Below are 26835 nucleotides of genomic sequence, written 5' to 3' on the forward strand. Positions count from 1 at the left end.
GGATTGTTCTGATAAGAAAAACCTATGGACAACCTGACCCTGAGACAGCTGCGCTATTTCGAGGCGCTGGCGCGGCACGGCCATTTCGGCCAGGCGGCGGCCTCGTGTTCGGTGTCGCAGCCGGCCTTGTCGGTGCAGATCAAGGACATGGAAGAGACGCTGGGCGCGCCGCTGTTCGAGCGCGGCACCCGTCAGGTGCGGCTGACCGGGTTCGGCGCGGCGCTGGCGCCGCGGGTGCGTGACATCCTCGGCGCGGTCGATGAGCTGGGCGAGGTGGCGCGGGCGACCCGCGGCCGGCTGGTGGGCCGGCTCAGGATCGGGGTGATCCCGACGGTGGCGCCGTATCTTTTGCCGCGGGTGATCGGCGCGCTCACGCAGGGCTATCCCGGCATCGACCTTCACATCCGCGAGACCCTGACCGAGACGTTGATCGGGGAGCTGACCGGCGGCCGGATCGACTGCGCCATCGTCGCCCTGCCGATCTCGGAGAGCGGGCTGACCGAAGTGGCGCTGTTCACCGAGGAGTTCATGCTGGTGCGGCCCAGTGCCGATGCCGGCAAGCCGGTGCCCGACCGCGAGCGGCTGCGCGAGATGCGCCTGTTGCTGCTCGAGGAGGGGCACTGCTTTCGCGATCAGGCGCTGAGCTTCTGCAACGTCCGCTCGGCGCTGTCGCGGGACGGGCTCGACGGCTCGTCGCTGACGACGCTGGTGCAGATGGTGGGGGCGGGGATCGGGGTGACGCTGATCCCCGAGATGGCGGTGGCGGTCGAGACACGCTCGGCGGATGTGGCGGTGCAATCCTTCACCGAGGCCCGACCCAGCCGCACCATCGGCATGATCTGGCGCAAGACCTCGCCCCTTGCGACGCAGCTCGGCGAACTGGCCGAGGTGGTGCGGGCGGCCGGGCAGGGGGAAGGCTGACCCCGTCCCGGGCCTGCCCGGGGACCTCCTGGTCGGTTGGGGGTGCCACGGTTGCGCCTGCGGCGTATCCCCGGTGCGGCGGTGTCACGACCCTCCAATTGCGCTGCCTTGCAAGGGTTCCCCAAGGCCCGGAACAAGGCCGACGGCCGCCGGTCTCTCGGCGTTTGCAGCGCAGACGCCTAGAGACAGCACTTTGCCTGCAAAATGCGAGAGGCCAGCGGCTGCCCGCCCCGTCGCACCAGTGGTGCGCCGATGATCGTGGCACGCCTTTGGCGTGACGGGCTGCCGCTTTGGCTGCTGCAGGCGCTCCGTCTGAAGGTTCTACGGGCTTTGCGGGGATAAACTGCCATTCAGAGCCGTCAGAGCGGCACCCCGCGGGCAGCCGCTGGCCCGGCTCGCGCGAGCCGGCGAACTGGCGTTCAGTGCAAGAGGTCCGGCGCAGAGACCGGGACCGCGACGGGCGCACACGCCGTCATCCCGAAAACCGACCCGTATTCTCGCGGCGTACCCTTCACCAAGCATCCCGAGGCGAGACCCCCGCACCTTGACCCCAGCCCGCGCGAGGGTAGGGTCTGGGGCAAATCACCGGCCAGAAGGAGCCAAGAATGACTCAGCGTCTGCACCTTGTCTTTGGCGGCGAGCTTGTCGATCCCACGGGAACCACCTTCAAGAACGTCGACGACATCCACGTCGTGGGGATTTTCCCCGACTACCAGTCTGCCTACAACGCCTGGAAGGCCGAGGCCCAGCGCACGGTGGACAATGCCCACATGCGCTATTTCATCTCGCATCTGCACCGGATGCTGGACGAGGAGGCCGAGACCTCGCCGACCCAAGAGGTCGAAAACTGACGGACCAGCCGCGCCCATTGACCGTCCAGGCCCATCTGGCCTGGGCCCGGCGCCGCGAACGGCAGGCGCAGACCTATCCGCCCCGGCCCGAGGGGCTGCTGGTCTGGGTCCATGCCACCCGCGGCGAGCGGATCTCGGCGATCATGCAACTGGCCGCGCGATTGATCTCGCAGCGGGCCAATGCCTTTGTGCTGGTCACCCTGGCGCCGGGCGTGACCGGGCCGAAGCGGCTGAAGAAACAGATCATCATGGTGCCCGCGCCCGGCGTGCACCCCGAGGACATGCGCGATTTCCTCGGCCATTGGCGGCCCGAGATCTGCCTGTGGACCTGCGGCGACCTGATTGCCTCGCATGTAGTGACCGTGGCCGAAGCCGGTCTGGCGCTCTACCTGGTGGATGCGCGCGAGGACGGGTTCGATACCCGCCCGGTGCCGCTCCTGCCCGATCCGGCGCCGCTGCTTCTGGAGTATTTCACCGTGGTCATGGCCTCTGACGCCAATGCCGCGCGGCGGCTGCGCAAGCTCGGCATGGCCGAGGAGGACCTGACCATCACCGGCCCGCTGCAGGAGGGCAGCGCCGCCATTGGCTGCAACCAGACCGACCTCGTCGATCTGCGCAAATCGATCGGCACCCGGCCGGTCTGGCTGGCGGCGATGGTGCAGCCCGAGGAGCTGACCACCGTGCTGCGCGCCCATCGCGCGGTCTCGTCCTGGGCGCATCGGCTGCTGCTGATCATCGTGCCGGACAAGCCCGAGATGGGCGACGACATGGCCCGGCGGATGGAGCGCGGCGGCATGAGTTTCACCCGCTGGTCCGACAGCGAGTTCCCCGACGAGACCACCGAGGTGCATCTGGCCGACACCTATGGCGAGATGGGCCTGTGGTACCGGCTGTCGCCGATTTCCTTCATGGCGTCCTCGCTGGTGGCCGGCCACGGCGGCTGCGATCCGTTCGAGCCGGCGGCGCTGGGCTCGGCCATCCTCTACGGCCCCAACATCGGCCGCCACCTGCACGCCTATTCGCGCCTCGCCGAGGCCGGCGCAGCGCGGATCGTGCGCGACACCGACACGCTCACCACGGCGCTCAAGCAGCTGGTGGCCCCCGACCGCGCGGCGGCGATGTCGCTGGCGGCCTGGGAAATCGTCTCGGAAGGGGCGCAGGTCTCGGATCGGATCATGGACCTGATCCAGGATACGCTCGATCTGGCCGAGGCGACCTGATGCGCGCCCCCGGTTTCTGGTTCACCCCGCCGGAGCGCCCGGCGCTCGCCGCCCGCGCGCTGGCGCCGCTGGGTGCACTGACCGCCCGGGCAACGGCGCGGCGGGTGGCGCGCGCGCCCGACCTGCGCGCCGCGGTGCCGGTGATCTGCGTCGGCAACCTCAACGCCGGCGGCACCGGCAAGACCCCCACCACGATGGACCTGCTGATGCGGCTGATGGCGCGGGGGCGCAAGCCTGTCGTGCTGTCGCGCGGTCATGGCGGCGCGCTCGAGGGGCCGGTGCGGGTCGATCCCAAACGGCACGGGGCGGCGGATGTGGGCGACGAGCCGCTGCTGCTCGCGGCCTTTGCACCCGTGGTGGTGGCGCGCGACCGGGCCGCGGGGGCGCGGCTGGCCGTGGCGGAGGGCGCGGACGTGCTGGTGATGGACGACGGTTTCCAGAACCCCGGGCTGGCCAAGGACCTGTCGTTGATCGTGGTCGATGCCGCCAAGGGGTTCGGCAACGGGCTCTGCCTGCCGGCCGGGCCGTTGCGGGAGCCGGTGGCGGCGGGCCTGACGCGGGCCGATCTGCTGTTGTCGATTGGCGGCGCTGCGGCACAGGCGGCGTTTCTGGCAACCTGGGGCGGGGCGATCACGCTGCCGCATGTGACGGGCCGGCTGGAGCCCTTGCAGACCGGGATGGACTGGCAGGGCTTGCCGGTGCTGGCCTTTGCCGGGATCGGCCATCCGGAGAAGTTCTTTGCCACCCTGCGCGGGCTGGGCGCGGATCTGCGGCGGGGCGAGGCTCTGGAGGATCACCAGCCGCTGACCGCCGCCCTGATGGCGCGGCTCGAGGCGGAGGCCACGGCGCAGGGGGCGCAGCTGGTCTGTACCGAGAAGGACGCGGTGCGGCTGCCGGCGGAGTTTCGGCAAAAGGTGCTGACCTTGCCGGTGCGGCTGGAGATTGCGGAGGATGCGGCTCTGGAGCGGGCGTTGGACCAAGTGTTGTAGTCGCCGGGCGGACCACGGCCGCAGGCCGCCGCGCGATCGTCATGCCAAAGGCATGCCTCCGGCACGACCGGCCCCCGGTGCGGCGATTTGGCTGCTGCATGTACGCCGATCAGAGGTTCTACGGACTTTGCCACCCAGTGGCGCCATGACCGTTGGCTCGCCACCCCGCGGGTCGGCAATCGCGCGGCTCTGCGTTGCGGTGCTCGGGTGTGATATTTGACAAGGGTTCACGGGTTTCAATCAGATGAACTGCCCGACATGGCTCTCCGACCCCCGCCCCGCAGGGCGGCGTTCGCACGGCTTTGCGTCCGGGGCTGAGGGCGCGGCCCCGGCTCAGGTCCGGGTCGGGCGCAGGTCCTGTTTGACCGTTTTGCCTGCACGCCCTTGATGGACACGCCCTGCCGCCCGATATAGTCAGGTCCAATGGCCAAGAAGAAACAGACCGATCCGAACTACAAGGTGCTCGCGGAAAACCGCCGGGCGCGCTATGATTATGCCATCGACGATGACATCGAATGCGGCATGATCCTCACCGGCTCAGAGGTCAAATCCCTGCGCGAAACCTCGGCCAATATCGCCGAGAGCTATGCCGCCGTCGAGGACGGCGAGCTCTGGCTGGTGAACTCCTACATCGCCCCGTACAATCGCGCCATGTTCCCGCATGAGGAACGCCGCCGCCGCAAGCTTCTGGTCTCGCGCAAGGAGCTGTCGCGGCTGTGGAGCGAGACCCAGCGCAAGGGCATGACCCTGGTGCCGCTGGTGCTCTACTTCAACCACAAGGGGCTGGCGAAGATGAAGATCGGCATCGCCAAGGGCAAGAAGAACCACGACAAGCGCGCCACCGAGGCCAAGCGCGACTGGAACCGCCAGAAACAACGGCTGCTCAAGGACAGCTAGGCCGCGGCAAGCTGACCGGAGAGCCCACTTGTTTCCCCCCATCCGCTTGGATAGGAAGGGCCAATCGCTTTTTCAGGGGGCTTCATGGCGCAGGACGATCCCGGAACGCTGGTCTCGACCGACTGGTTGGCGCAACATCTCAAGGATCCGGATCTTCGCATCCTGGATGCCAGCTGGCACATGCCGGACGCCGGGCGCGATGCCCGCGCCGAGTATGACGCCGGCCACATCCCCGGCGCGCGCTTCTTTGACATCGACGAAATCAGCGACCACCGCTCGGACATGCCGCATATGGTGCCGCCGGTCGAGAAATTCATGTCCCGGATGCGCAGCCTCGGCGTCGGCGACGGCCACCAGGTGGTGGTCTATGACAGCACCGGGCTGTTCTCGGCGGCGCGGGTCTGGTGGCTGTTCCGGCTGATGGGGCAGGTGTCGATCGCGGTGCTCGACGGCGGCCTGCCGAAATGGCGCGCCGAGGGCCGCGAGATCGAGGACATGCCGCCGGTGATCCGCGATCGTCACATGACGGTGCGGGTGCAGAACGGCCTGGTGCGCGATGTCACCCAGGTCAGCGCCGCGGCCAAGCTGGGCACGCATGCCATCGTCGACGCCCGCAGCCCGGACCGCTTTACCGGCGCCGCGCCGGAGCCGCGTGCCGGCCTGCGCTCGGGTCATATCCCCGGCGCCCGCAATGTCCCTTATACCAGCCTGCTGAACGCCGACGGCACGATGAAATCACCCGACGAGACCCGCGCCATCTTTGAGGCGGCGGGCGTCGATCTGTCGAAACCGGTCATTACCTCCTGCGGCTCCGGCGTCACTGCGGCGATCCTGTCGCTGGCGCTCGAGCGGATGGGCAAGACCGATCACACATTGTATGACGGCTCCTGGGCCGAGTGGGGGCAGTTCCCCACCGTGCCCGTTGCCACTGGAGAGGCCTGATCCCCATGCTGTCAAACCTGAAGGACCAACCCGCCGACAAGATCCTCGCGCTGGTCAAGATGTACCGCGACGATCCCCGTCCGCAAAAGATCGACCTCGGCGTCGGCGTCTACAAGGACGCCGATGGCAAGACGCCGATCTTCCGCGCCATCAAGACCGCGGAAAAGCAGCTCTGGGAGCGCGAGGAAACCAAGTCCTATGTCGGTCTGACCGGCGATCCGGCCTATCGCGACGCGCTGGCCGGGCTGATCCTTGGCGACGCGGTGCCCACCGATCAAATCGCCGGCGCGGCCACCCCCGGCGGCACCGGCGCGGTTCGGCAGTGTTTCGAGCTGGCGCGGATGGCCAACCCCGACGTGCGGGTCTGGGTCTCTGATCCGACCTGGCCCAACCACCTGTCGATCCTCAAGTTCATGGGGCTGCCCTTTACCGAGTACCGCTATTTCGACAGCGAGACCCGAGCGGTGGATTTCGACGCCATGATGAGCGACCTGGCCGAGGCCAAAGCCGGCGACCTGGTGTTGCTGCACGGCTGCTGCCACAACCCGACCGGCGCCAACCTGAATCTCACGCAATGGCAGGCGGTGGTCGACCTGCTGCTCAAGACCGGCGCGACGCCGATGATCGACATCGCCTACCAGGGCTTTGGTGACGGACTTGACGCCGATGCCGAGGGCACGCGCCTGGTGGCCTCCTCGGTGCCCGAGACGCTGATCGCCGCCTCATGTTCCAAGAACTTCGGCATCTACCGCGAGCGCGCGGGTCTCGCCATGGCGGTGAGCCAGGATGCGGCGCGGCGCGACACCCACGAGGGCGCGCTGGCCTATCTCAACCGGCAGAACTTCTCCTTCCCGCCGGATCACGGCGCCCGGCTGGTGACCATGGTGCTGACCGATCCCGAACTGCGCGCCGACTGGGCCGCCGAGCTGGAAGACATCCGCCTTGGCATGCTGAAGCTGCGCGAGCAGCTGGCGGCGGAACTGCAGGCGGCCTCGGGCTCTGACCGTTTCGGCTTTATCGCCGAGCACCGCGGCATGTTCTCGCGGATCGGCACCACACCCGACAAGGTCGAGCGGCTGCGCGAGGAACATGCGATCTACATGGTGGGCGACAGCCGGCTCAACATCGCCGGCCTCAACAAGCACACCGTGCCGGTGCTCGCCAAGGCGATCGTCGACGCCGGCATCTGACCCGGCATCGCCGACCTATGACACCGGGCGTGCGCCATGGCGCACGCCCGCATTGTTGCAGATTCGAGCTTCCGCCGCCGAACCGACGGGCACATGCCCTCGAGAGAGCTTCAGGCAGGACCGCGCCGCGCGCCGCCTAGTTGCCGCCAAAGATATCGCGCAGCACCTGTTCCACAAGGTTTTCGACGATCGGGCCGACCTTCTGGCCGGGGCGTTCCTGCTCGCGCCGGGGCTGCGGCGCGGGCTCTGGCTCGGGGGCCGGTGCCGGTGCGGCCGGCGCATCCATCGGCAGTTCGTTCACCGGCAGACCCTCGTGCACCCGCACCATGGTCTCGTGCCAGATCTCGGCCGGCAGGCCGCCGCCGGTAACCCCGGTCAGCGGCGTGTTGTCGTCATAGCCCATCCAGACCCCGGTGACATAATCGGCGGTGAAGCCGATGAACCAGGCGTCGCGCGCGGCCTGGGTGGTGCCGGTCTTGCCGGCGGCCGGCCGGTCGGGCAGGGCGGCGCGACGGCCCGAGCCTTCAGAGACCACCTTTTCCATCATGTAGACCAGCGCGCGCGCCGCGTCCCTCTGGATCACCCGCTCGCCGATGCCGCCGGTGGCATCCATCATCGGCACGTCCTCGCCCAGCAGCTTGAGCTCGACCAGACCATAGGGGGTGACCGCCGAGCCGCCGTTGAGGATGCCGGCATAGGCGCCGACCATCTCGATCAGCGTCGATTCAGAGGCGCCAAGCGCCATCGCCGGGGTGTCGGCGAGGGTGCTGTCGATGCCGAAATCGCGCGCCACCTTCTGCACCAGGTCGCGGCCCAGCGCCTCGGAGATCTTGACCGCCGGGATGTTGAGCGAGTTTTTCAGCGCGTCGGTCAGCGTCACCGTGCCCTTGAAGTCATTGGTGTAGTTCTTCGGGCACCACTCGCCGGAGCCGGGGATGTCCATGCAGAACGGCTCGTCGCGCACCGTGTCGGTGGGGGAATACCCCATCTCCATCGCGGTGGCATAGACGAAGGGCTTGAATGACGAGCCGGTCTGCCGCTTGGCCTGTGTGGCGCGGTTGAACACGCCCGAGACCCGCGTCTTGCGCCCGCCGACCATGCCGCGCACCGCGCCGTCGGCCGACATCACCACGATCGCCGCCTGCGCCTTGGAGCCTTCGCGCACCTTGTTCTCGAAGACATGGATCATCGCCTCTTCCGCCGCGCGCTGGATGCGCTGGTCGAGCGTGGTGCGGATGATCACGTCTTCGGTGGTGTTGCGGGTGAAAAATTCGGGCCCCGAGGCCATCACCCAGTCGGCGAAATAGCCGCCCGCCTCGGCCTCGGCGGCATCCGACAGCACCGCCGGGTTGGCCTGGGCGTGATCGGCCTCGGATTTGCTTAGGTAGTCCTGGTCCTCCATCAACCGGATCACCGTCGCGGCGCGGCGTTGCGAGCGTTCCAGATTGTTGGTCGGCGCATAGCGCGAGGGCGCCACCAAAAGCCCCGCCAGCATCGCCGCCTCGGCCGGTTCGACCTCGTTGGCGGATTTGCCGAAGTAGCGCTGGCTGGCGGCCTCGAAGCCGCGCGAGCCTTCGCCGAGAAAGGCGCGGTTGAGATAGACGGTCAGGATCTCGTTCTTGGAATACTTGACCTCCATCGCCATCGCATAGGTCGCTTCCTTGATCTTGCGCCAGAGCGAGCTTTCGCGGCACTCGGCCTCATAGGCGCGCTCGCTCTCCCAGTCCTTCTCGGTGTAGGGGGTGCCGAGGCAGAGCAGCTTGGCGGTCTGCTGGGTGATGGTCGAGCCGCCGTGGCCCGACAGCGGCCCGCGCCCTTCGCTGAGGTTGATCCGGATCGCGCTGGCCACGCCGCGCGGCGAAATGCCGAAGTGGCGGTAGAAGCGCCGGTCCTCGGTGGCGACCACGGCGTTGCGCAGATGCGGGCTGACGGTCTCGGCATCGATCGCGCCGCCGAATTGCTCGCCGCGCCAGGCAAAGACCTCGCCGGTGTTGTCGAGCATGGTGACCGAACCGCGCGCCCGTCCGTCGAGCAATTCCTGCACCGGCGGCAGGGTCGACCAGTAATAGGCCACCCCGGCGCCGATCAGCAGCGCGATCACCGCGGTGACCCGCACCGCCGCCTTCCAGATCAGCCCGAACACCCAGCGGATCAGCATCGACAGATAGCCCAGCGGCCCGCGCCGCACCGGTTTGCGGGCAGGTTTGGCCGCCCGCTTGCGGCCCTTCGCGGGGGTCTTGCGCGCCCCTGAACCGGAGGTCCGGGGGTATTTCTTGTCCGCCACCAGGCGCGGTTTCCGCCGACCGGAATCACTCATGTCATTAACCTGCTCGGGATTATCGCTTTGCCGTCAAACTAGCCGTTTCGCGGCGGGATGTTGAGGGGATGTGGCCTGACCTGTCGTTTATTTACTGACTGATTTTTCATCATCTGCCAGTTTTTGTGCAAAAATTGTGCATGTGCTGCCGGTTTCACCGTCTTTTACGACGGCGATACCTTCCGGATCCGCCTGAAGCACCGTTTTTCTGCAACTGCGAAATCCGCGGGCCCCGGGCTCGCTTACCGAAAGGGAAGAACGTGAAACTCATCATTGCGACAATCAAGCCGTTCAAGCTTGAAGAGGTCCGTGAGGCGCTGACCGGCATCGGGGTGCGCGGCATGATGGTGACCGAGATCAAGGGCTTCGGCTCGCAGTCGGGTCACACCGAGATTTACCGCGGTGCCGAATACGCCGTGAACTTCGTGCCCAAGATCAAGCTCGAGATCGTCGTGTCGGCCGCGATGGCCGACCAGGTGGTCGAGACCATCACCACAACCGCCCAGACCGGCAAGATCGGCGACGGCAAGATTTTCGTGCTCGACGTGGCACAGGCCGTGCGCGTGCGCACCGGTGAAACCAACGACGACGCGCTTTGAAGCGACGCGGACAAAGGGGATAGTATCCATGAAAACACTTACCACACTGGGGTTTGCCGCCGCGATGATCGCCGCGCCCAGCCTCGGGCTTGCCCAGGATGACGGCCCGGTGCCGGGCGTGAACGCCTCGACCGACAGCGTCTTCATCTTCAACTCGCTGCTGTTTCTGATCGGCGGCTTCCTGGTGTTCTGGATGGCCGCGGGTTTCGCCATGCTCGAAGCGGGCCTGGTGCGCGCCAAGAACGTGACCATGCAGCTGACCAAGAACGTCGCGCTGTTTTCCTTCGCGGCGATCTTCTACTACCTGATCGGCTACAACCTGATGTACCCGCTGGGCACATGGATGGTCGACGGCGTGCTGTCGGGCGTCTGGGGCCCCGGCGTTCTGGAAGCCGTCGGCGTGACCTCCGATGCGGCCGATGATTACGGCTATGCCTCGACCGGTTCGGACTTCTTCTTCCAGCTGATGTTCTGTGCCGCCACCGCCTCGATCGTCTCTGGCGCGCTGGCCGAACGCATCAAGCTCTGGCCCTTCCTGATCTTCACCATCATCCTGACCTCGATCATCTACCCGCTGCAGGCGTCGTGGAAATGGGGCGGCGGCTTCCTGGACGAGATGGGCTTTCTCGATTTCGCAGGCTCCACCGTGGTGCACTCGGTCGGTGGCTGGGCGGCTCTCGCCGGCGCGCTGATCCTCGGCCCGCGGATCGGCAAATACACCAAGGACGGCCGCACCGTGCCGATCCCCGGCCACAACTTGGCGCTGGCGACCCTCGGGACGTTCATCCTGTGGCTCGGCTGGTTCGGCTTCAACGGCGGCTCGCAGCTGGCGATGGGCACCGTGGGTGATGTCGCAGACGTGTCGCGCATCTTTGCCAACACCAACACCGCCGCGGCCGGTGGCGCGATCGCCGCGCTGATCCTGACGCAGCTGCTCTACAAGAAGCCCGACCTCACCATGATCCTGAACGGCGCTCTGGCCGGTCTGGTCTCGATCACCGCCGAACCGCTGACGCCGTCGCTGGGTGCAGCCACCCTGATCGGCATGGTCGGCGGCGTGATCGTGGTCTTCGCGGTGCCGTTCCTCGACAAGCTCAAGATCGACGACGTGGTCGGCGCCATCCCGGTGCACCTCTTCGCCGGCATCTGGGGCACCATCGCGGTGGTCTTCACCAACGGCGACGCCTCGCTGGGCACGCAGCTCTACTCGATCCTCGTCGTCGGCATCTTCGTCTTCGTGGTCTCGGGTGTGATCTGGTTCATCCTCAAGTCGGTCACCGGCATCCGCGTCGGCGAGGAAGAAGAGATCAACGGTCTCGACATGGCCGAGCTGGGCATGGAAGCCTATCCTGAGTTCTCCAAGGGCTGAGCCCTGAGAGACATGTGACGCGAAGGCCCGGGCGGAAACGCCCGGGCCTTTTTCCTTTGCCAAGAGCGTACCGCAGCCGCGCATCGACGGGCCGCGGCGCGGCGATCCAACGGGGCTGTAAGCCACTTGATGCTAACCAAGCCCGTAACGCGCAGGGCGTGTTACTGACCCCCTGGAATGGACCGCGCCCGAAGCGAAAGCCCGCATTCTTTCCCCCTCGCAGAATCAAATACCGCCATGCTAGGTTTAGCGGTATGAAGGACCAGCCCCCCAATATCCGCGATAGAGACGCGCCGGAGATCCGCCAGCTCGACGATGCGGCGGTCAACCGCATTGCCGCCGGCGAGGTGGTCGAACGGCCCGCCTCGGCCGTCAAGGAACTGGTCGAAAACGCCCTCGACGCCGGCGCCACCCGGATCGAGATCGACATCGCTGCCGGCGGCAAGAGCCTGATCCGGGTCCGCGACAACGGCTGCGGCATGACCGCCGACCAGCTGCCGCTGGCGCTGTCGCGCCATGCCACCTCCAAGATCGATGGCTCAGACCTGCTCGACATCCACTCCTTCGGCTTCCGCGGCGAGGCGCTGCCCAGCCTCGGCGCGGTCGGCCGCCTGACCATCACCTCGCGCGCGGCCCAGGGCGATGCCGCGGTGATCCATGTCGAGGGCGGCGCGCAGGCCCCGGTCAAACCCGCCGCCTGCAACCGCGGCACCACGGTCGAGCTGCGCGACTTGTTCTTCGCCACCCCGGCGCGGCTCAAGTTCCTGCGCTCGGACCGGGCCGAGATGCAGGCGATCTCCGACGTCATCAAGCGCCTCGCCATGGCCGAGCCCTTCGTCGGCTTCACCCTGCGCGATGTCACCGGCACGCAGGAGCGCACCAGCTTCCGCGCCGAGCCGATGTCGGGCGAGCTGTTCGAGGCGCTGAACGGCCGCCTGACCCAGATCCTCGGCCGCGAATTCTCCGAGAACGCGGTGCCGCTCGATGCCGAACGCGAGGGGTTGCACCTGACCGGCTTTGCCGCCCTGCCGACCTATTCCCGCGGCTCGGCGGTGGCGCAGTACATGTTCGTCAATGGCCGCCCGGTGCGCGACAAGCTGTTCTACGGCGCGCTGCGCGGCGCCTACGCCGATTTCCTGTCGCGTGACCGGCACCCGGCGGTGGCGCTCTTTCTCGATTGCGATCCGCATCTGGTCGACGTCAACGTCCATCCGGCGAAATCCGAAGTCCGCTTCCGCGACCCCGGCCTCGCCCGCGGGCTGATCGTCTCGGGCCTGCGTCATGCGCTGGCCAATGCCGGCCACCGGGCCTCGACCACTGTCGCCGGCGCGACGCTGGGCGCGATGCAGCCCGAGCCTGCCCAGCCCCGGGTCTACCAGATGGACCGGCCCCGGATCGACCGCCCGGGCCCGGCGGCGCGTCAGGCGGCCTACCAGGCGCAGAGCCCAGGTTTCGCCGAGATGGCCGAGAGCTACAGCGCCAGGGTCGAGCCGGAGCCTCTGCGCGAGGAAAGCCCGCAAGGGCTTGAAGAGCCGACCGAGCGCCGCCCGCTCGGCGCCGCCCGGGCGCAGCTGCATGAGAACTACATCGTCGCCCAGACCGAGACCGGCATCGTCCTTGTCGACCAGCACGCGGCGCATGAGCGGCTGGTCTATGAGAAGCTGAAGCGCCAGGCGGCGGAACACGGCATCGCTGCCCAGGCGCTGCTGATCCCCGAGGTGGTGGAACTCTCCGACACCGATTGCGCTTTGCTGCTGGAGCACACGGGCGCGCTGCGGGAGCTTGGCCTCACCGTCGAGCCCTTTGGCGGCGGCGCGGTGGCGGTGCGCGAAACCCCGGCGATCCTCGGCGAGGTCAACGCCGGGGCGCTCTTGCGCGACATCCTCGACGAGCTGCACGATCTCGGCCAGTCGGCGCAACTGCGCGAGCGGATCGATGCCATCCTCTCCCGCGTCGCCTGCCACGGCTCGATCCGCTCGGGCCGGCGGATGCAGGCCGAGGAAATGAACGCGCTCCTGCGCGAGATGGAGGCGACGCCGCATTCCGGCCAGTGCAACCACGGCCGGCCGACCTATGTGGAGCTGAAACTCAGCGATATCGAGCGGCTGTTCGGCCGCACATGATCCGCCTTGGTGACACCACCCTCGCGCTGGACGACCCGCAGGTCCTGGCGCTGCTCTCCGGCGGCGGGCTGCTGCTCATGGTGCTCTGGCTGCTGGTCTCGACCGCCCGCGCCGCGGCCCGCTCGGCCCGGCTGGCGGAACCGCTGGCGCAGCAGATGGGCATGCTGGGCCATCGGGTGCAGGCGCTGGGCGAGGGGCAGGAGCGGCTCTCCGGCGGGCTGCATCACGTCTCCGAGGCGCAGGCGCAGAGCCAGATCAAGATGCTGCAGCTGATGGAGCAGCGGTTGAGCCAGGTCCAGCAGCAGATGCAGGAGAACCTGCACGGCTCGGCCCGGCGCACCGCCAAAAGCCTTGGCGAGCTGCAGGAGCGGCTGGCCACCATCGACAAGGCGCAGGACAATATCACCAAGCTCTCGGGCGACGTGCTGAGCCTGCAGGACATCCTGTCGAACAAGCAGACCCGCGGCGCCTTCGGGGAAATTCAGCTCAACGACATCGTCACCAAGGCGCTGCCGTCCGACAGCTACACGCTGCAGGCGACGCTGTCGAACGGCCGCCGGGTCGACTGCCTGATCCACCTGCCCAACCCGCCGGGGCCGATTGCCATCGACTCGAAATTCCCGCTCGAAGCCTATGAGGCGCTGCGCCGCGCCGACAGTCCCGAGCGCGCGCACCGCGCCGCGCAGCAGCTGCGCCAGTCTCTGCGCAAGCACATCCGCGACATCGCCGAACGCTACATCCTCGACGGCGAGACCGCCGAGGGCGCGCTGATGTTCCTGCCCTCAGAGGCGATCTATGCCGAGCTGCATGCGAATTTCCCCGAGGTGGTGCGCGAGGGATTTGCCGCGCGGGTCTGGATCGTCTCGCCCACCACCTGCATGGCGACGCTCAACACCATGCGCGCGATCCTGAAAGACGCCCGGATGCGCGAGCAGGCGGGCGCGATCCGGCGCGAGCTGGGGCTGCTGTTTGCCGACGTGGAGCGGCTGGGTGCGCGGGTCGAGAACCTCGACCGGCATTTCGGCCAGGCGGCCAAGGATATCTCGGAGATCAAGATCAGCGCCGACAAGGCCGGCCGGCGGGCGCGGCGGCTGGACAATTTCGATTTCGAAGAGATCGCACCGGAGGGTGGCGAGAACGTGGTGCCGCTGCCGCGAACTTAGAGCGGGGTGGTGCGCGTGTTCTGAAGAGACCCCGAGTGCCCCGGACCAGGTCCGGGACGGCGGAGCGCCAAGCGGTGAAGCTTCGCCCTGATCTGGCTACTCACCTCACCGGCCGCAGGGTGGGTCTGGGGCCCACTGCCCTGTCATCAGATCCCGAGAAACGGCTGTGCCAGACGCGGCAGCCAGCGGCGGAACCTGAGCGGCGCATCGGTGACGGCAAGGCAGATGCAATCCTCGCCGATATCGGCAATCGGCGTGTGCTGGTCGGCCTCGGTCGCCACCTCGACATCGCCGGGGCCGAACCGCGCCGCTGCGTCGAAAAACGCCCCGCGCAGCACCAAGGTCAGCTCCAACCCCTTGTGGCCATGGTCTGGCATCGCCGCCCCGGCCGGGATATAGAGCAGCCGCGCCGTCGCCTCTGACGAGGTCGCCAGCACCGCCTGCCGCACCCCCATGCCCACCGGGCGCCACTTCACCTCTGACAGGCTGCCGCCGATATAACCCGCCAGAGGCGCGGGCACGTCGCCCGCGGCGGGCACCGCGTCTTCGACGGGCGCCTCGCGGATCCTCGTCAGCGCCGCCGAGAGCGCATCGTCGCCCATCCGGGCCGTCTCGGCGTCACCGTCCTCGGCCAGCAGCGCGCCGCCGACGGCGTCATAGCTTTCGACCGCCGCTCGGCAGGCGTCGCACATCGAGACATGGGTGGCCACCGCGAGGTTAAAGGCCTCCGGAAGGGTGCCGGCGGAATAGGCCATCAGCAGGGCGTCGGTCAGGTGGTGGGTGATCTCGTCGGTCATGGCGTGGCTCATTTCATGGCGTGGCGCAAACGCTCGAGCGCCAGTCGGATGCGGGATTTGATCGTGCCCAGCGGCAGGCCGGTGGCCTCGGCGATCTCGTTATGGGTCATTTCGCCGAAATAGGCCTGTCGGATCAGCTCGCGCTGTTTCTCGGGCAGGCGGGCAATGGCCTCGCCGAGCTGGGCGCTCTCCTGTTGCAGCGCCACGACGTCGGCCTGATCGGGTTCGGCCTCGGGGCCCCATGTCAGATCGTCAGGCTCGGGCCGGCGCTGGCGGCGCAGCACGTCGATCCGCTTGTTGCGGGCGATGGTGAAGATCCAAGTGGCGACACTGGCGCGCGAGGGATCGAACAGATGCGCCTTGCGCCAGAGGGTGACCATCACCTCCTGGGCGCATTCCTCGGCAATCGCCGGATCGCCGCCCGAGCGCATCAGGAAGGCTTTCACCCGCGGCGCGAAATGCGCGAAGATCTCGGCAAAGGCGGCCTCGTCGCGGGCGTCGCGAATGCGGATGACATGGCCGATCCAGTCGGCCCGCGCTGGCGCAGCTTTCATCTGTCTGCTCCGGGTCCCTGTCTGTTGTACCGGCGCCACTGGCACCCTCTTTTCGGGCGCCAGTAGCACCGTCGGCACCACTGGCGGCGTGGCCCTCGGCACATAAGAGAGGGAAAGCAGCGGAATGTCACCCGCCGGTTGGGTCTTTGTCGCGCTCAACATCCAAGGGATACGCCGCCCGGCGCGGGCTGGATCAGTCATGCGGCCGAATTCTTTTTCATCCAACCGGGCGCGGCCGTCGTAGACCTGATGACACCGGAACCACAGGACACAGACATGCCGCTTGACCCATACCCGCCCTTCCGCCGCAGGATCGCCGTCATCGGCGGCGGCATCTCCGGCATGGGGGCGGCGCATTTTCTGGCCGACGCGGCCGATGTGACCCTCTACGAGGCCGGGCCGCGGCTTGGCGGACATGCCCGCACCGTGCTCGCCGGCCAGAGCGGCACCCAGCCGGTCGATACCGGGTTCATCGTGTTCAACTATGCCAACTATCCGCGGCTGGCCGAGCTCTTTGCCCATCTCGACGTGCCGGTGACGCAGAGCAACATGAGCTTTGCCGCCTCGCTGCGCGGTGGCGAGATGGAATACGGTCTGGAAAACCTCGGCGCGGTGTTCAGCCAGCGGCGCAACATGTTCAACCCGAAGTTCCTTGGCATGATCCGCGACATCCTGCGGTTCAACGCCCGGGCGCTGGACGCCGCAACCGACCGGCAGCAGCCGCTGGGCGATTTCCTCGACCAGATGCGGATGGGCGACTGGTTCCGCGACTATTACCTGCTGCCGCTCTCCGGCGCGATCTGGTCGACCCCGCCGGAGCAGATCCTGCAGTTTCCGGCGCAGGCGCTGATCCAGTTCTTCGAGAACCACGCGCTGCTCAGCCACAGCGGCCAGCACCAGTGGTACACCGTCGATGGCGGATCGGTGGAATATGTCCGCAGGCTCGAGTCCAGCCTGCGGCGTCGGCTGGTCCGCATGCGGCTGGCGACGCCGGTGCAGGCGGTGCGGCGCTTTGCCGACCGGGTCGAGATCGTGAGTGCACACGGACGCGAGACCTTTGACGAGGTGGTGATGGCCACCCATTCCGACGACAGCCTGCGTCTGCTGGCCGATCCCGCGCCCGAGGAGGCGCAGGCGCTGGGCGCCATCGGCTATCAACCCAACGAGATCACCCTGCACGCCGATCCCAGCGTCATGCCGGACCGCCGCGCCTGCTGGTCGTCGTGGAACTATACCGAAGGCCCAAAGGCGCGCGACGGCAAGATCGACCTGACCTACTGGATGAACAAGCTGCAGCCGATCCCGGCCAATGATCCGATGTTCGTGACGCTCAATGCCCGCAGGCCGATCCGCGCGGAGCTGATTTACGACCAGGTCATCCTGCGTCACCCGGTCTACGATCTGGCCGCGCTCAGGGCGCAGGGCGCGGTGGCGGCCTTCAACGGCGCGCGGCGAACCTGGTTCTGCGGCGCTTGGATGAAGAACGGCTTTCACGAGGACGGACTGGCCTCGGCCGCGGATGTGACCGAGCGGATCCTTGAGCGCGCGCCGCTGCTGGTCGCGGCGGAATGAGCCGACCCGAGCATATCGCCGGCCACACCTGGCACGGCCGCAAGGGCGCGGTCGAGAACAGCTTTCGCTACGGCGTCGATTACGTGCTGCTCGAGCCCGAGGCGGAGGTGACCGGCCCGCGGCTTTTTGCCCGCAACCGCGCCGGGCTGACCTCGCTGCACGACAGCGACCATGGCGGCGCGCCGAAACAGGGGCGCGGCGCGGCCTGGGTGCGCGACGTGCTGGCGCAGCAGGGCCTGCCGCTGACCGGCAAGATCCAGTTGCTGGCGCAGCCGCGGGTGCTGGGGCATGTATTCAACCCGGTCAGCTTTTGGTTGATCCACGACGATGTCGGACGGCTGCGCGCGGTGATCGCCGAGGTGACCAATACCTTCGGCGACCGTCACAGCTATCTTTGCCACACCTCCGACCTTTCGCCGATCACCGCCGAAGACCGGATTGCGGCGCAGAAGATCCTGCATGTCTCGCCATTTCAGCCGGTGGCGGGGGCCTATACCTTCCGCTTCGACATTCGCTCGGACCGGATCGGCATCTGGATCGATCTCGACACCGGCCACGGCGGGGTGACCGCCACGCTGACCGGTCCGCGCGCGCCGCTGACCGACCGCGCGATCCTCGGGTTCTGCCTGCGGCGGCCGTTCGGGGCGAGGCGGGTGCTGGCGCTGATCCATTGGCAGGCGCTCAAGCTGTGGTGGAAGGGCGCGCGCTATCGCAACCGCCCTGAGGCCCCGGCGCGGGAAATCAGCCGCTAAATCTGGCGCGGGGCGGACGGCGGCCTATCTGTGACAGGAGCAAAAGGTTGAAACCTGCGCCCGATCGCGGGATCATCGACCTGACCGGTTTCATGAAATGGCGCAGTGCCTGGCCCTTGCGGCCCCGCGGTGCCCTCTGGAGGCAAGATGACGGAATTCCTGGGTAAACGGTATTGGCTGGTGGGCGCGAGCGAGGGGCTGGGCCGCGCCTTGGCGGACAAGCTCAGCCGGGCCGGCGCAGAGGTGATCCTTTCGGCGCGGTCGCAGGACCGGCTCGAGGCGCTCAAGGCCGAACTGCCGGGCCGGGCGCAGGTTATCACCTGCGACGTCACCGATGCCGAGGATGTGGCCCGCGCCGCGGCCGAGGCCGGCGAGATCGACGGTCTGGTCTATCTGGCCGGGGTCTACTGGCCGCAGCCGGCGCAGGCCTGGAATGCCAAGGAGGTCACCGCCATGTGCGACGTGAACTTCACCGGCGCGGCGCGGGTGCTGGGGCAGGTGGTGCCCGGCATGGTGGCGCGGAACTCCGGCCATATCGTGATGACCGGCTCGCTCTCGGGCTATCGCGGTCTGCCGGGGGCCACCGGCTATGCCGCCTCCAAGGCCGGGGTGATGGCGATGGCCGAGGCGCTGCACGCCGATCTGCGCGGCTCCGGCGTCAAGGTGCAGTTGGTCAACCCGGGCTTTATCCGCACCCGGCTGACCGACAAGAACGATTTCAAGATGCCGGCGCTGATGGAGCCGGAAGAGGCGGCGCAGTCGATCTTTGAGCACATGAATTCCGACGGCTTCAAGAAAAGCTTTCCGGCGCCCTTCGCCTGGCTCTTCCGGCTGGGCAACCTGCTGCCGGACGGGCTTTATTACCGGCTGTTCGCCTGAGGAACGGGGGCGGGCGCGTGGCCCGCTCAGGGTAAGACCTAACCCGAGCTGCGCAGGTCCTGGATCATCCCGTCGAGATTGCCGCCGCGGCGGTCGATCATCGCGCCGATTTCGGTGCGTTCGGTCAGAAGCAGGTTCACGCCTTCGATCTTCATGTTGAAGAACAGGTCGCGGCCGGCATTGTCGGAGACCATGAAATCGACGGCAAAGGGCGCCTCGCCGGGCAGGTGCGCGGTGCAGCTGACCTCGTAGAAGCTCTTGACCTGGCGCACCTCGTCGACCTCGATCCGACCACCGGCAAAGTCGCGGAACCGGGTGCCGTACTTGCGGGCGATATAGCCGATAAAGGCCTCCTGAAAGGCGCGTTTCTGCGCCGCACTGGCGCGACGGCCATCGACGCCAAGCGCATAGGCGGCAATCGTCGGCACATCGGCATAGCGGCGAAAAATCCGCTCGAATTCCGCGTGCATCGCTCCCGGCGCAAGTCCGGAAGACAGCGCGCGGTTGATATCGGCAACCAGCTGGTCAACCAGAGACCGCGCCCGGCCGGTGGTCAGCGCCAGCGCCGGCAGGGCAAAGACCGAGGCCGTCACGCCTGCTGCGGCACGGGTCAGGAAGTGTCTTCGAAACATGTCACTGTTCTCCGTATAGCTCTTCATATGGGTCCGTCATGGCCCCAGACAACTCTGAGTAGGGATCGATTTCGCCGTCTGCCGTGGAGGATATGGCCCTGTCAGAGACACCGACATCGAACCGGCGGTTTTGCAGGTAGAGCAAGCGGGATTGGGCGTAACTGTCTGCGCTGTCATAGAAAAGGCTGTCGACAGAGGCTGCGTAGCGGCCCCGTTTTCCAACCTTGGCCGCGACCTTCGGCAGCTTGAGATAAAGGCTCTCTGGCCGCGCGATCGTATTTAGGGGATCGATCAGCAGATCAACCACCCGGCCCACCGCATCGCGTTCGGTCGCGGGGCCGAGGATCGGCAGCTCGAGATAAGCCCCCTCTGGCACGCCCCAGACCGCCAGGGTCTGACCGAAGTCGGCCTCGTCTTCGTAGATGCCGAACTCGGCCGCCACATCAAAGACGCCGGCAAAGCCCAGGGTGCTGTTCAGCCCGAACCGCACGCCGTTGTGCAGCGCGCCGCCGAGATCGAGTTGCAGCAGCTGGTTGAGCACCGCGCCCGGCACCGCGAGGTTGTCGGCGAAATGCACCACCATCTCCTGCACCGGTTGCGGCACCGTATCGGCATAGGCCAGCGCCACCGGGCGAATGACCCGGCGGTCGACGGCCTTGCTGCGCGCGTGGGTGGCGCGGTTGCGCGTCTCGTAGGGGTCGAAAATGCCGTCGGCGGGCGCTGCGCCGGGGGCGGGCAGGGTGCAGGCTGCGGAGAGCCCAAGCGCAAGCCCGGCAAGCATCGGGCGGATCACGGGGAAAAACATACCGACCACAGGCACTCTCAATCGCTTCGCAATACTTCGGATGTAGTCTATTCAAGCCTTGGGCTCACGGCCTGAAACCGCCCCACGCACCATTGTGGCCAAACGGCGACACTGGTGTAATCTGACCTATCGCGGCTTGCCGGGCAAGCCGGGTCGCCGGCATCCTGCCTGCGGCCGGAACACAAGAGCGAGACCCAGCGCATGCAACCACGCGACGCCGGACTGAGCGAACTGCGCAAGGTGCGCCGCGAGAGCCGCGGGCTTTACTGGTCGGTGGGGCTGTTTTCCTTCTTTGCCAACCTGTTGATGCTGACCGGGCCGCTCTACATGCTGCAGGTCTACGACCGGGTGCTGTCGAGCCGGTCTGAGGCGACGCTGGTGGCGCTGTCGGGGCTGGTGATCTTTCTCTACACGATGATGGGCCTTCTGGATTTCGTGCGCGGCCGGATCATGGCGCGTGTCGGCGCGCGGTTCCAGTCGCGGCTCGACGACCGGGTGTTCAACGCCAGCCTGCGGCGCGCCGCCGCCCGCACCGACGAGGCCTCGGCCACCGGGCTGCGCGATCTCGAATCGGTGCAGCGGTTTCTGACCTCGCCGGTGCTGATGGCGCTGTTCGACCTGCCCTGGACGCCGTTCTTTCTTGCCGGGATCGCGATCTTTCACCCCTTGCTGGGGCTGATGGCGCTGACCGGCGGGGCGGTGCTGGTGGTGATCGCGCTGATCTCGCAACAAATGCAGAAGGCGCCGGTGCAGGCCCATGGCCGTGCGGCTCACCGCTCCGAGGCGGTGGCCAGCCGGATGCGCGACGAGGCCGAGATGGTGCAGGCCATGGGCATGCACAAGGCGGCGCTGGCACGCTGGAAAGGCGCGCGGCAGATGGCGCTCGAGGGGCAGATCCGCAGCTCCGACGTCTCCGGCGGCTTTACCTCGCTGACCCGCGCGCTGCGGTTGCTGCTGCAGTCGGCGATGCTGGGTCTGGGCGCCTGGCTGGTGCTGCGCGGCGAGCTCTCGGCCGGGGCGATGATCGCCGGCTCGATCCTGCTGGGCCGGGCGCTGGCGCCGATCGAGGTGCTGATCGGTCAATGGGGCGTGGCCCAGCGGGCCCGGCAGGGCTGGCAGGCGCTGGCGCTGCTGCTGGGCGCCACCCCGCCGGACCAGCCGCGGATGGAGCTGCCGCGGCCCAAGGCCCGGCTCGAGGTTCAGCAGCTCACCATCATCCCGCCGGCCGAGCGGCAGGCGGCGCTGCGCATGATCTCCTTTGACATCAAGCCGGGGCAGGCCATGGGGGTGATCGGGCCCTCTGGCGCCGGAAAGTCGACGCTGGCCCGTGCGCTGACCGGTCTCTGGGCGCCGGCTTCGGGGCGGATCCGGCTGGATGGCGCGACGCTCGATCAATACCCGCCGGAAAAGCTCGGGCTCTACATCGGCTACCTGCCGCAGAAGGTTGAGCTGTTCGACGGCACCATCGCCGAGAATATCGCCCGGCTCGAGCCGGAACCGGATGCCGAACAGGTGGTGGCGGCGGCGCAGATGGCGGCGGCGCATGAGCTGATCCTGAAACTGCCGAACGGTTATGACACAAGGATCGACGCCCACGGCGGCCGGCTGTCGGGCGGGCAGATGCAGCGTATCGGGCTGGCCCGCGCGCTCTATCGCGACCCCGAGATCTTGGTGCTCGACGAGCCCAATTCCAACCTCGACAATCAGGGCAGCGCCGCCGTCAACGCCGCGATCCGCACGGTCAAGGCGCGCGGCGGGGCGGTGCTGATCATGGCGCACCGGCCGGCGGCGATCCAGGAATGCGATCTGCTTCTGGTGCTCGACAGCGGTACCCGGGTGGCCTTCGGCCCGCGTGACGAGGTGCTGAAGAAGACCGTGCAGAACGCCGCGCAGATCCGTCAGGCCGGACCGGGAGGGGTGAAATGAGCGTTCAGGAATTCTCCGTCCGTACGCCGCTGTTTCTCGGCGTGCTGGCCCTTGCGGTACTGGTCGGCGGGTTTGGCAGTTGGTCGGTGATGAGCCGGATTTCCGGTGCGGTCATCGCCTCGGGCCAGGTCGAGGTGCATCAGAACCGGCAGGCGATCCAGCACCCCGACGGCGGCACCGTCTCAGAGCTGCTGGTCGGCGAGGGCGATATCGTCGGCGCCGACGAGGTGTTGCTGCGCCTCGATCCGGCCTTGGTACGCGGCAGGCTGACCATCGCCCGCGACCAGCTGCACGAGGTCATGGCGCGGCGCGGCCGGCTCGAGGCCGAGCGCGACGGCGCCGAGGAGCCCGACTACGATCCGCTGCTGCTCGACGTGGCCGAGGAGATGCCCTCGGTGGCCGAGATGATCGCCGGGCAGACCCGGCTGTTCCGGGCCCGCGCGGAATCGACCGCCGGAGAGATCGACCGGCTGCACGCCCAGTCGCGCCAGATTGCGGTGCAGATCGAGGGCATCGAGGCGCAGCAAGAGGCGCTCGATGAACGCCGCGCGCTGATCGACGAGGAGCTCGAGAACCAGCAGATCCTGCTCGACAAGAAGCTGGCGCAGGCCTCGCGGGTGCTGGCGGTTCAGCGCCAGCGCGCCGAGCTGCAGGGGCTGGCGGGCGAGCTGACGGCGCAGAAGGCGCAGGCGCTGACCCGGATCGCCGAGATCGACATCACCATCCTGTCGATCGGCTCGCGGCTGCGCGAAGAGGCGATCACTCAGTTGCGCGACCTGCGGGTGCGCGAATGGGAACTGGCCGAGGAGGCCACCGTCCTCAGCGACCAGCTGGGCCGGATGGAAATCCGCGCGCCGGTGGCGGGCGCGGTCTATGACCTCGCGGTGTTTGGCAAGGGCGCGGTGATCCGCCCGGCGGAGCCGCTGATGTTTCTGGTGCCGCGTGACCGTCCGGCGGTGATTGCCGCTCGCGTCGCCCCGATCAACATCGACGAGGTGCGCGTTGGCCAGGAGGTGCTGCTGCGGCTGACCTCGCTGAGCCAGCGCGAGACACCCGAAATCTTCGGCGAGGTGGTCAAGATCTCGGGTGATGCCTTTGTCGACGAGGTCACCCGGCAGCCCTATTACCGCGCCGAGATCGTGCTGCGCCCCGGCGAAATCGCCAAGCTGCCCGAGGGCACGGCGCTGATCCCGGGCATGCCGGTCGAGGCCTTCCTGCGCACCGAGGCGCGGTCGCCGCTGGCCTATCTGCTCAAGCCGCTGGCCGATTACCTGGCCCGGGCGATGCGCGAAAGCTGAGCCGTCAATGCCCCCTTGCCCCTGCCGCCCCCGCGCCGTAGCGTCCGGGCAAATCTCAGGAGGTGCCAGATGGACAACCCGATCGAAGCCCGCATTGCAGAGCTGGGCCTGACCCTGCCGGACGCCCCCGCGCCGGCCGCCAATTACGTGCCCTTCGTGCGCTCGGGCGACACGCTCTATGTCTCGGGTCAGGTCTCGTCCGGCCCCGACGGACTGATCCTCGGCAAGCTGGGCGATGACCTCGACGTGGCGGCGGGTGCGGCGGCGGCGCGGGCCTGCGCGCTCAGCCTGCTGGCACAGGTGCGCGCCGCCTGCGAGGGTGACCTCGGCCGGCTCAAGCGGGTGGTCAAGCTCACCGGGTTCGTCAATTCGACGCCGGATTTCACCGACCAGCCCAAGGTGATCAACGGCGCCTCCGACGTGCTGGTCGAGCTTTTGGGCGAGACAGGGCATCATGCGCGTTCGGCGGTCTCGGCGGCGGCGCTGCCGCTGGGCGTGGCGGTCGAGATCGAAGGCATCTTCGAGATCGCATGACCCTGCCTGCCGCTTTTCTGGCCCGCCCGATCAGCCACCGCGCGCTGCACGACCGGGCACAGGGCCGCCCCGAGAACTCGCGTGCGGCGATCCGCGCCGCGATCGCGCAGGACTATGGTATCGAGATCGATCTGCAGCCCTCCGCCGACGGCGTGGCGATGGTGTTTCACGACGATACGCTCGACCGGCTGACTGGCCGGCAGGGCAGGGTCAGCGACTTCACGGCCGAGGCACTGGGCGGCATTGCGCTGTCGGGCGGCGATGAGGGCATTCCGACGCTGACCGAGGTGCTTGAGATCGTCGCCGGCCGGGTGCCGCTGCTGATCGAGATCAAGGACCAGGATGGCGCGATGGGGCCCGACGTCGGGGTGTTGGAGCAGGCTACGGCCACGGCGCTGCAAGGCTATGACGGGCCGGTGGCGCTGATGTCCTTCAATCCGCACGCCGTGGCCGAGATGGCGCGGCTTGCGCCGGATCTGCCGCGGGGTCTCACCACCTGCGGCTATGATGCCGACGACTGGCCCGAGCTCAGCGCGGAGACCCGCGCCGATCTGCGCGCGATCGCGGATTTCGACCGGGTCGGTGCCAGTTTCATCAGCCACCAGATCACCGACCTCGGCGCGGCCCCGGTGGCGGAGCTCAGGGCGCGCGGCGTGCCGGTGCTCTGCTGGACCGTGCGCACGCCCGCAGAGGAGGCAGAGGCGCGCAAGCTGGCCGGCAATATCACCTTCGAGCAGTATTTGGCTTGAATGCCGGCCGCGCGGCGCCAAGTCTCTGAGAGACCAGGGCAGATGTGATGCGCGAAACCCAGATCGAGATACAGACCCACGACCGGATCGAGGAGATCGGCGCCGCCCTCTGGGATGCCTGCGCCTGTCCCGAGGTGACCGACGGCGGTCGTCCGTTCGATCCGTTCACCACCTACCGGTTTCTCGAGGCGCTGGAGGCCAGCGGCTCGGTCGGGCGCGGCAGCGGCTGGCAGCCGACCTATCTGACCGCGCGGCTGGATGGCGAGGTGATCGCCTGCGCACCGCTTTATGCCAAGAGCCACAGCCAGGGCGAGTATATCTTCGATCACAACTGGGCGCATGCCTATGAGAACGCCGGCGGCGACTATTACCCCAAGCTGCAGATCGCGGTGCCGTTCACGCCGGCCACCGGCCGGCGCTTTCTCACCCGGCCGGGGTTCGAGGAGATCGGCGCCTCGGCGCTGGTGCAGGGGGCGATCAAGCTGGCCGCCAACAATGGGCTGTCGTCGCTGCATGTGACCTTTTGCACCGAGGATGAGGCCGAGGCTGGCGTCGCGATGGGCCTTTTGCGCCGGCAGACCCAGCAATTTCACTGGGAAAACCACAGCTATGCCGATTTCGACGGCTTCCTCGCTGCGCTGTCGTCGCGCAAGCGCAAGACCATCCGCAAGGAGCGGGCGCGGGCGCAGGGATTTGGCGGCACGATCCGCACGCTGACCGGCGACGCGATCGAGCCTGAGCACTGGGATGCCTTCTGGCGGTTCTACCAGGACACCGGGGCACGCAAATGGGGTACGCCCTACCTGACGCGGGCGTTCTTCGACATCGCGCAGGAGGCGCTGCGCGACGATATCGCGCTGGTGCTGGCCGAGCGTGACGGGCGCTGGGTGGCAGGCGCGCTGAATTTCATCGGCCGCGAGGTGCTTTACGGCCGCTACTGGGGCTACATCGAAGATCATCCCTGCCTGCATTTCGAGGCGTGCTATTATCAGGCGATCGATTTCGCCATTGCCCACGGCCTCACGCGGGTCGAGGCCGGGGCGCAGGGCGAGCACAAGCTGGCGCGCGGTTACCTGCCGGTGCCCTGCCATTCGCTGCATTGGGTGGCCGACAAGGGGTTTTCCGAGGCGATTTCGCGCTATCTCGAGGCGGAGCGCCGGGCGATTGACGAGGATATCGAGATCCTGACAAGTTACGGCCCGTTCCGGCGCAGCCAACAGGAGGAACAGCAATGAGCGAGAAACTGTCGGATACCGGGCGAAAGACCATGCTCGCGCCACTGCTGGACAGGGGCTGGACGGTCGACGACACGCGTGACGCGATCTGCAAGACCTATCAGTTCGAGGATTTCATCGACGCCTTCGGTTGGATGACGCGGGTGGCGATCTATGCCGAGAAATGGAACCACCACCCGGAGTGGTCGAATGTCTACAAGACAGTCGAGGTGGTGCTGACCACGCATGACGTCGGCGGGCTCAGCTCGCATGACGTCAAGCTGGCGCGCAAGATGGACCAGCTGGCGGAGTAGGGCGCGGAGTGCTGCAGTCCTGTGAAGGGGCGCAGTCCGGACGTGGTCCGGGGCCTCGCGCTGTCGGGCGCTTGGTCACCGGGTGACATGCGTCGTCCGCGAGGAGGTCCCTGTCTAACCAGTTTTCTGTATAATGGAGGTGCGGACGGCATCCCGTGAGGTCCCTGGGCAAGAGCCCGTGTGCCGGATTGGGAGCCGTCCGCATTCTTGGTCGTCAGCCTGAACGGT

At 67.6% G+C, this 26835-nt stretch carries 25 protein-coding genes; 20 read left to right on the forward strand and 5 right to left on the reverse strand.

All coding sequences use genetic code 11. The features are described 5' to 3' along the window. Positions 1-24 precede the first annotated feature (24 nt). From VOI27_RS14665 to VOI27_RS14695, 7 genes are all read left to right on the forward strand, one after another. On the forward strand, positions 25-921 hold the full coding sequence (locus VOI27_RS14665; RefSeq protein WP_323766106.1) for a hydrogen peroxide-inducible genes activator: 897 nt from the start codon (positions 25-27) through the stop codon (positions 919-921). A gap of 605 nt (positions 922-1526) precedes the next feature. Next, the gene (locus VOI27_RS14670; RefSeq protein ID WP_323766107.1) at positions 1527-1772 is read left to right on the forward strand and encodes a DUF4170 domain-containing protein; all 246 of its coding nucleotides are present in this window, start codon (positions 1527-1529) and stop codon (positions 1770-1772) included. Between the two features lie 17 nt (positions 1773-1789). Beyond that, the gene (locus VOI27_RS14675) at positions 1790-2992 is read left to right on the forward strand and encodes a 3-deoxy-D-manno-octulosonic acid transferase (protein ID WP_323766108.1); all 1203 of its coding nucleotides are present in this window, start codon (positions 1790-1792) and stop codon (positions 2990-2992) included. Continuing rightward, entirely contained in the window at positions 2992-3981 is a 990-nt protein-coding gene (gene lpxK / locus VOI27_RS14680; RefSeq protein WP_323766109.1) for a tetraacyldisaccharide 4'-kinase, read from the forward strand. The genes VOI27_RS14675 and lpxK overlap by 1 nt, the downstream gene beginning before the upstream one ends. Positions 3982-4404: 423 nt before the next feature. After that, entirely contained in the window at positions 4405-4878 is a 474-nt protein-coding gene (smpB, locus tag VOI27_RS14685) for an SsrA-binding protein SmpB (protein WP_323766110.1), read from the forward strand. Positions 4879-4962: 84 nt separating this feature from the next. Further along, positions 4963-5820: a 3-mercaptopyruvate sulfurtransferase gene (gene sseA, locus VOI27_RS14690; RefSeq protein WP_323766111.1), complete on the forward strand. Its 858-nt coding sequence runs from the start codon at positions 4963-4965 to the stop codon at positions 5818-5820. A 5-nt stretch (positions 5821-5825) separates the two neighbouring features. Further along, a complete protein-coding gene (locus VOI27_RS14695; protein WP_323766112.1) occupies positions 5826-7010 on the forward strand; it encodes an amino acid aminotransferase in 1185 nt (394 codons plus the stop codon). Between the two features lie 136 nt (positions 7011-7146). On the opposite strand, the gene VOI27_RS14700 is transcribed toward VOI27_RS14695, so the two are convergent. Further along, positions 7147-9327: a PBP1A family penicillin-binding protein gene (locus VOI27_RS14700; protein WP_323766113.1), complete on the reverse strand. Its 2181-nt coding sequence runs from the start codon at positions 9325-9327 to the stop codon at positions 7147-7149. A gap of 260 nt (positions 9328-9587) precedes the next feature. On the opposite strand from VOI27_RS14700, the gene VOI27_RS14705 reads away from it, so the two are divergent. The 4 genes from VOI27_RS14705 to VOI27_RS14720 all read left to right on the forward strand — a co-directional run bounded on the left by VOI27_RS14705 (position 9588) and on the right by VOI27_RS14720 (position 14581). Next, entirely contained in the window at positions 9588-9926 is a 339-nt protein-coding gene (locus VOI27_RS14705; protein WP_323766114.1) for a P-II family nitrogen regulator, read from the forward strand. 28 nt (positions 9927-9954) lie between these two features. Continuing rightward, entirely contained in the window at positions 9955-11295 is a 1341-nt protein-coding gene (locus tag VOI27_RS14710; protein WP_323766115.1) for an ammonium transporter, read from the forward strand. A gap of 254 nt (positions 11296-11549) precedes the next feature. Continuing rightward, positions 11550-13418: a DNA mismatch repair endonuclease MutL gene (gene mutL, locus VOI27_RS14715; RefSeq protein ID WP_323766116.1), complete on the forward strand. Its 1869-nt coding sequence runs from the start codon at positions 11550-11552 to the stop codon at positions 13416-13418. Beyond that, a complete protein-coding gene (locus tag VOI27_RS14720) occupies positions 13415-14581 on the forward strand; it encodes a DNA recombination protein RmuC (protein WP_323766117.1) in 1167 nt (388 codons plus the stop codon). The genes mutL and VOI27_RS14720 overlap by 4 nt, the downstream gene beginning before the upstream one ends. Before the next feature lie 146 nt (positions 14582-14727). On the opposite strand, the gene VOI27_RS14725 is transcribed toward VOI27_RS14720, so the two are convergent. Continuing rightward, positions 14728-15378, reverse strand: a complete 651-nt coding sequence (locus VOI27_RS14725; protein WP_323766118.1) for a ChrR family anti-sigma-E factor — start codon at positions 15376-15378, stop codon at positions 14728-14730. Between the two features lie 8 nt (positions 15379-15386). After that, positions 15387-15932, reverse strand: a complete 546-nt coding sequence (locus VOI27_RS14730; RefSeq protein ID WP_323766119.1) for a sigma-70 family RNA polymerase sigma factor — start codon at positions 15930-15932, stop codon at positions 15387-15389. A 276-nt stretch (positions 15933-16208) separates the two neighbouring features. Here VOI27_RS14730 and VOI27_RS14735 point away from each other — a divergent pair, with 276 nt between their 5' ends. The 3 genes from VOI27_RS14735 to VOI27_RS14745 all read left to right on the forward strand — a co-directional run bounded on the left by VOI27_RS14735 (position 16209) and on the right by VOI27_RS14745 (position 19135). Continuing rightward, the gene (locus VOI27_RS14735; protein ID WP_323766120.1) at positions 16209-17504 is read left to right on the forward strand and encodes an NAD(P)/FAD-dependent oxidoreductase; all 1296 of its coding nucleotides are present in this window, start codon (positions 16209-16211) and stop codon (positions 17502-17504) included. Next, entirely contained in the window at positions 17501-18256 is a 756-nt protein-coding gene (locus tag VOI27_RS14740) for a DUF1365 domain-containing protein (protein WP_323766121.1), read from the forward strand. Before VOI27_RS14735 ends, VOI27_RS14740 begins: the two co-directional genes overlap by 4 nt. Before the next feature lie 147 nt (positions 18257-18403). Then, positions 18404-19135 (forward strand): SDR family NAD(P)-dependent oxidoreductase, encoded by a 732-nt coding sequence (locus VOI27_RS14745; protein ID WP_323766122.1) that lies wholly within the window; start codon positions 18404-18406, stop codon positions 19133-19135. 38 nt (positions 19136-19173) lie between these two features. On the opposite strand, the gene VOI27_RS14750 is transcribed toward VOI27_RS14745, so the two are convergent. After that, on the reverse strand, positions 19174-19767 hold the full coding sequence (locus VOI27_RS14750; protein WP_323766123.1) for an ABC transporter substrate-binding protein: 594 nt from the start codon (positions 19765-19767) through the stop codon (positions 19174-19176). Between the two features lies 1 nt (position 19768). Next, positions 19769-20572, reverse strand: coding sequence for a VacJ family lipoprotein (locus VOI27_RS14755; RefSeq protein WP_323766124.1), 804 nt, complete (start codon positions 20570-20572; stop codon positions 19769-19771). A 201-nt stretch (positions 20573-20773) separates the two neighbouring features. On the opposite strand from VOI27_RS14755, the gene VOI27_RS14760 reads away from it, so the two are divergent. The 6 genes from VOI27_RS14760 to VOI27_RS14785 all read left to right on the forward strand — a co-directional run bounded on the left by VOI27_RS14760 (position 20774) and on the right by VOI27_RS14785 (position 26607). Then, complete coding sequence (locus tag VOI27_RS14760) at positions 20774-22498, forward strand: type I secretion system permease/ATPase (protein ID WP_323766125.1); 1725 nt, start codon at positions 20774-20776, stop codon at positions 22496-22498. After that, positions 22495-23796 carry an HlyD family type I secretion periplasmic adaptor subunit gene (locus VOI27_RS14765; protein WP_323766126.1) on the forward strand — a complete coding sequence of 434 codons (1302 nt, stop codon included), beginning with the start codon at positions 22495-22497 and terminating at the stop codon, positions 23794-23796. Before VOI27_RS14760 ends, VOI27_RS14765 begins: the two co-directional genes overlap by 4 nt. Before the next feature lie 69 nt (positions 23797-23865). Continuing rightward, positions 23866-24330, forward strand: coding sequence for a RidA family protein (locus VOI27_RS14770; protein WP_323766127.1), 465 nt, complete (start codon positions 23866-23868; stop codon positions 24328-24330). Next, positions 24327-25079 carry a glycerophosphodiester phosphodiesterase family protein gene (locus VOI27_RS14775; RefSeq protein ID WP_323766128.1) on the forward strand — a complete coding sequence of 251 codons (753 nt, stop codon included), beginning with the start codon at positions 24327-24329 and terminating at the stop codon, positions 25077-25079. The genes VOI27_RS14770 and VOI27_RS14775 overlap by 4 nt, the downstream gene beginning before the upstream one ends. A 47-nt stretch (positions 25080-25126) precedes the next feature. After that, positions 25127-26314: a GNAT family N-acetyltransferase gene (locus tag VOI27_RS14780; RefSeq protein ID WP_323766129.1), complete on the forward strand. Its 1188-nt coding sequence runs from the start codon at positions 25127-25129 to the stop codon at positions 26312-26314. Beyond that, positions 26311-26607, forward strand: a complete 297-nt coding sequence (locus tag VOI27_RS14785; protein WP_323766130.1) for a 4a-hydroxytetrahydrobiopterin dehydratase — start codon at positions 26311-26313, stop codon at positions 26605-26607. The genes VOI27_RS14780 and VOI27_RS14785 overlap by 4 nt, the downstream gene beginning before the upstream one ends. Positions 26608-26835: the final 228 nt, after the last annotated feature.

This window comes from Marinovum sp. (assembly GCF_034669705.1).
In the GTDB taxonomy this organism is placed as follows: domain Bacteria; phylum Pseudomonadota; class Alphaproteobacteria; order Rhodobacterales; family Rhodobacteraceae; genus Marinovum.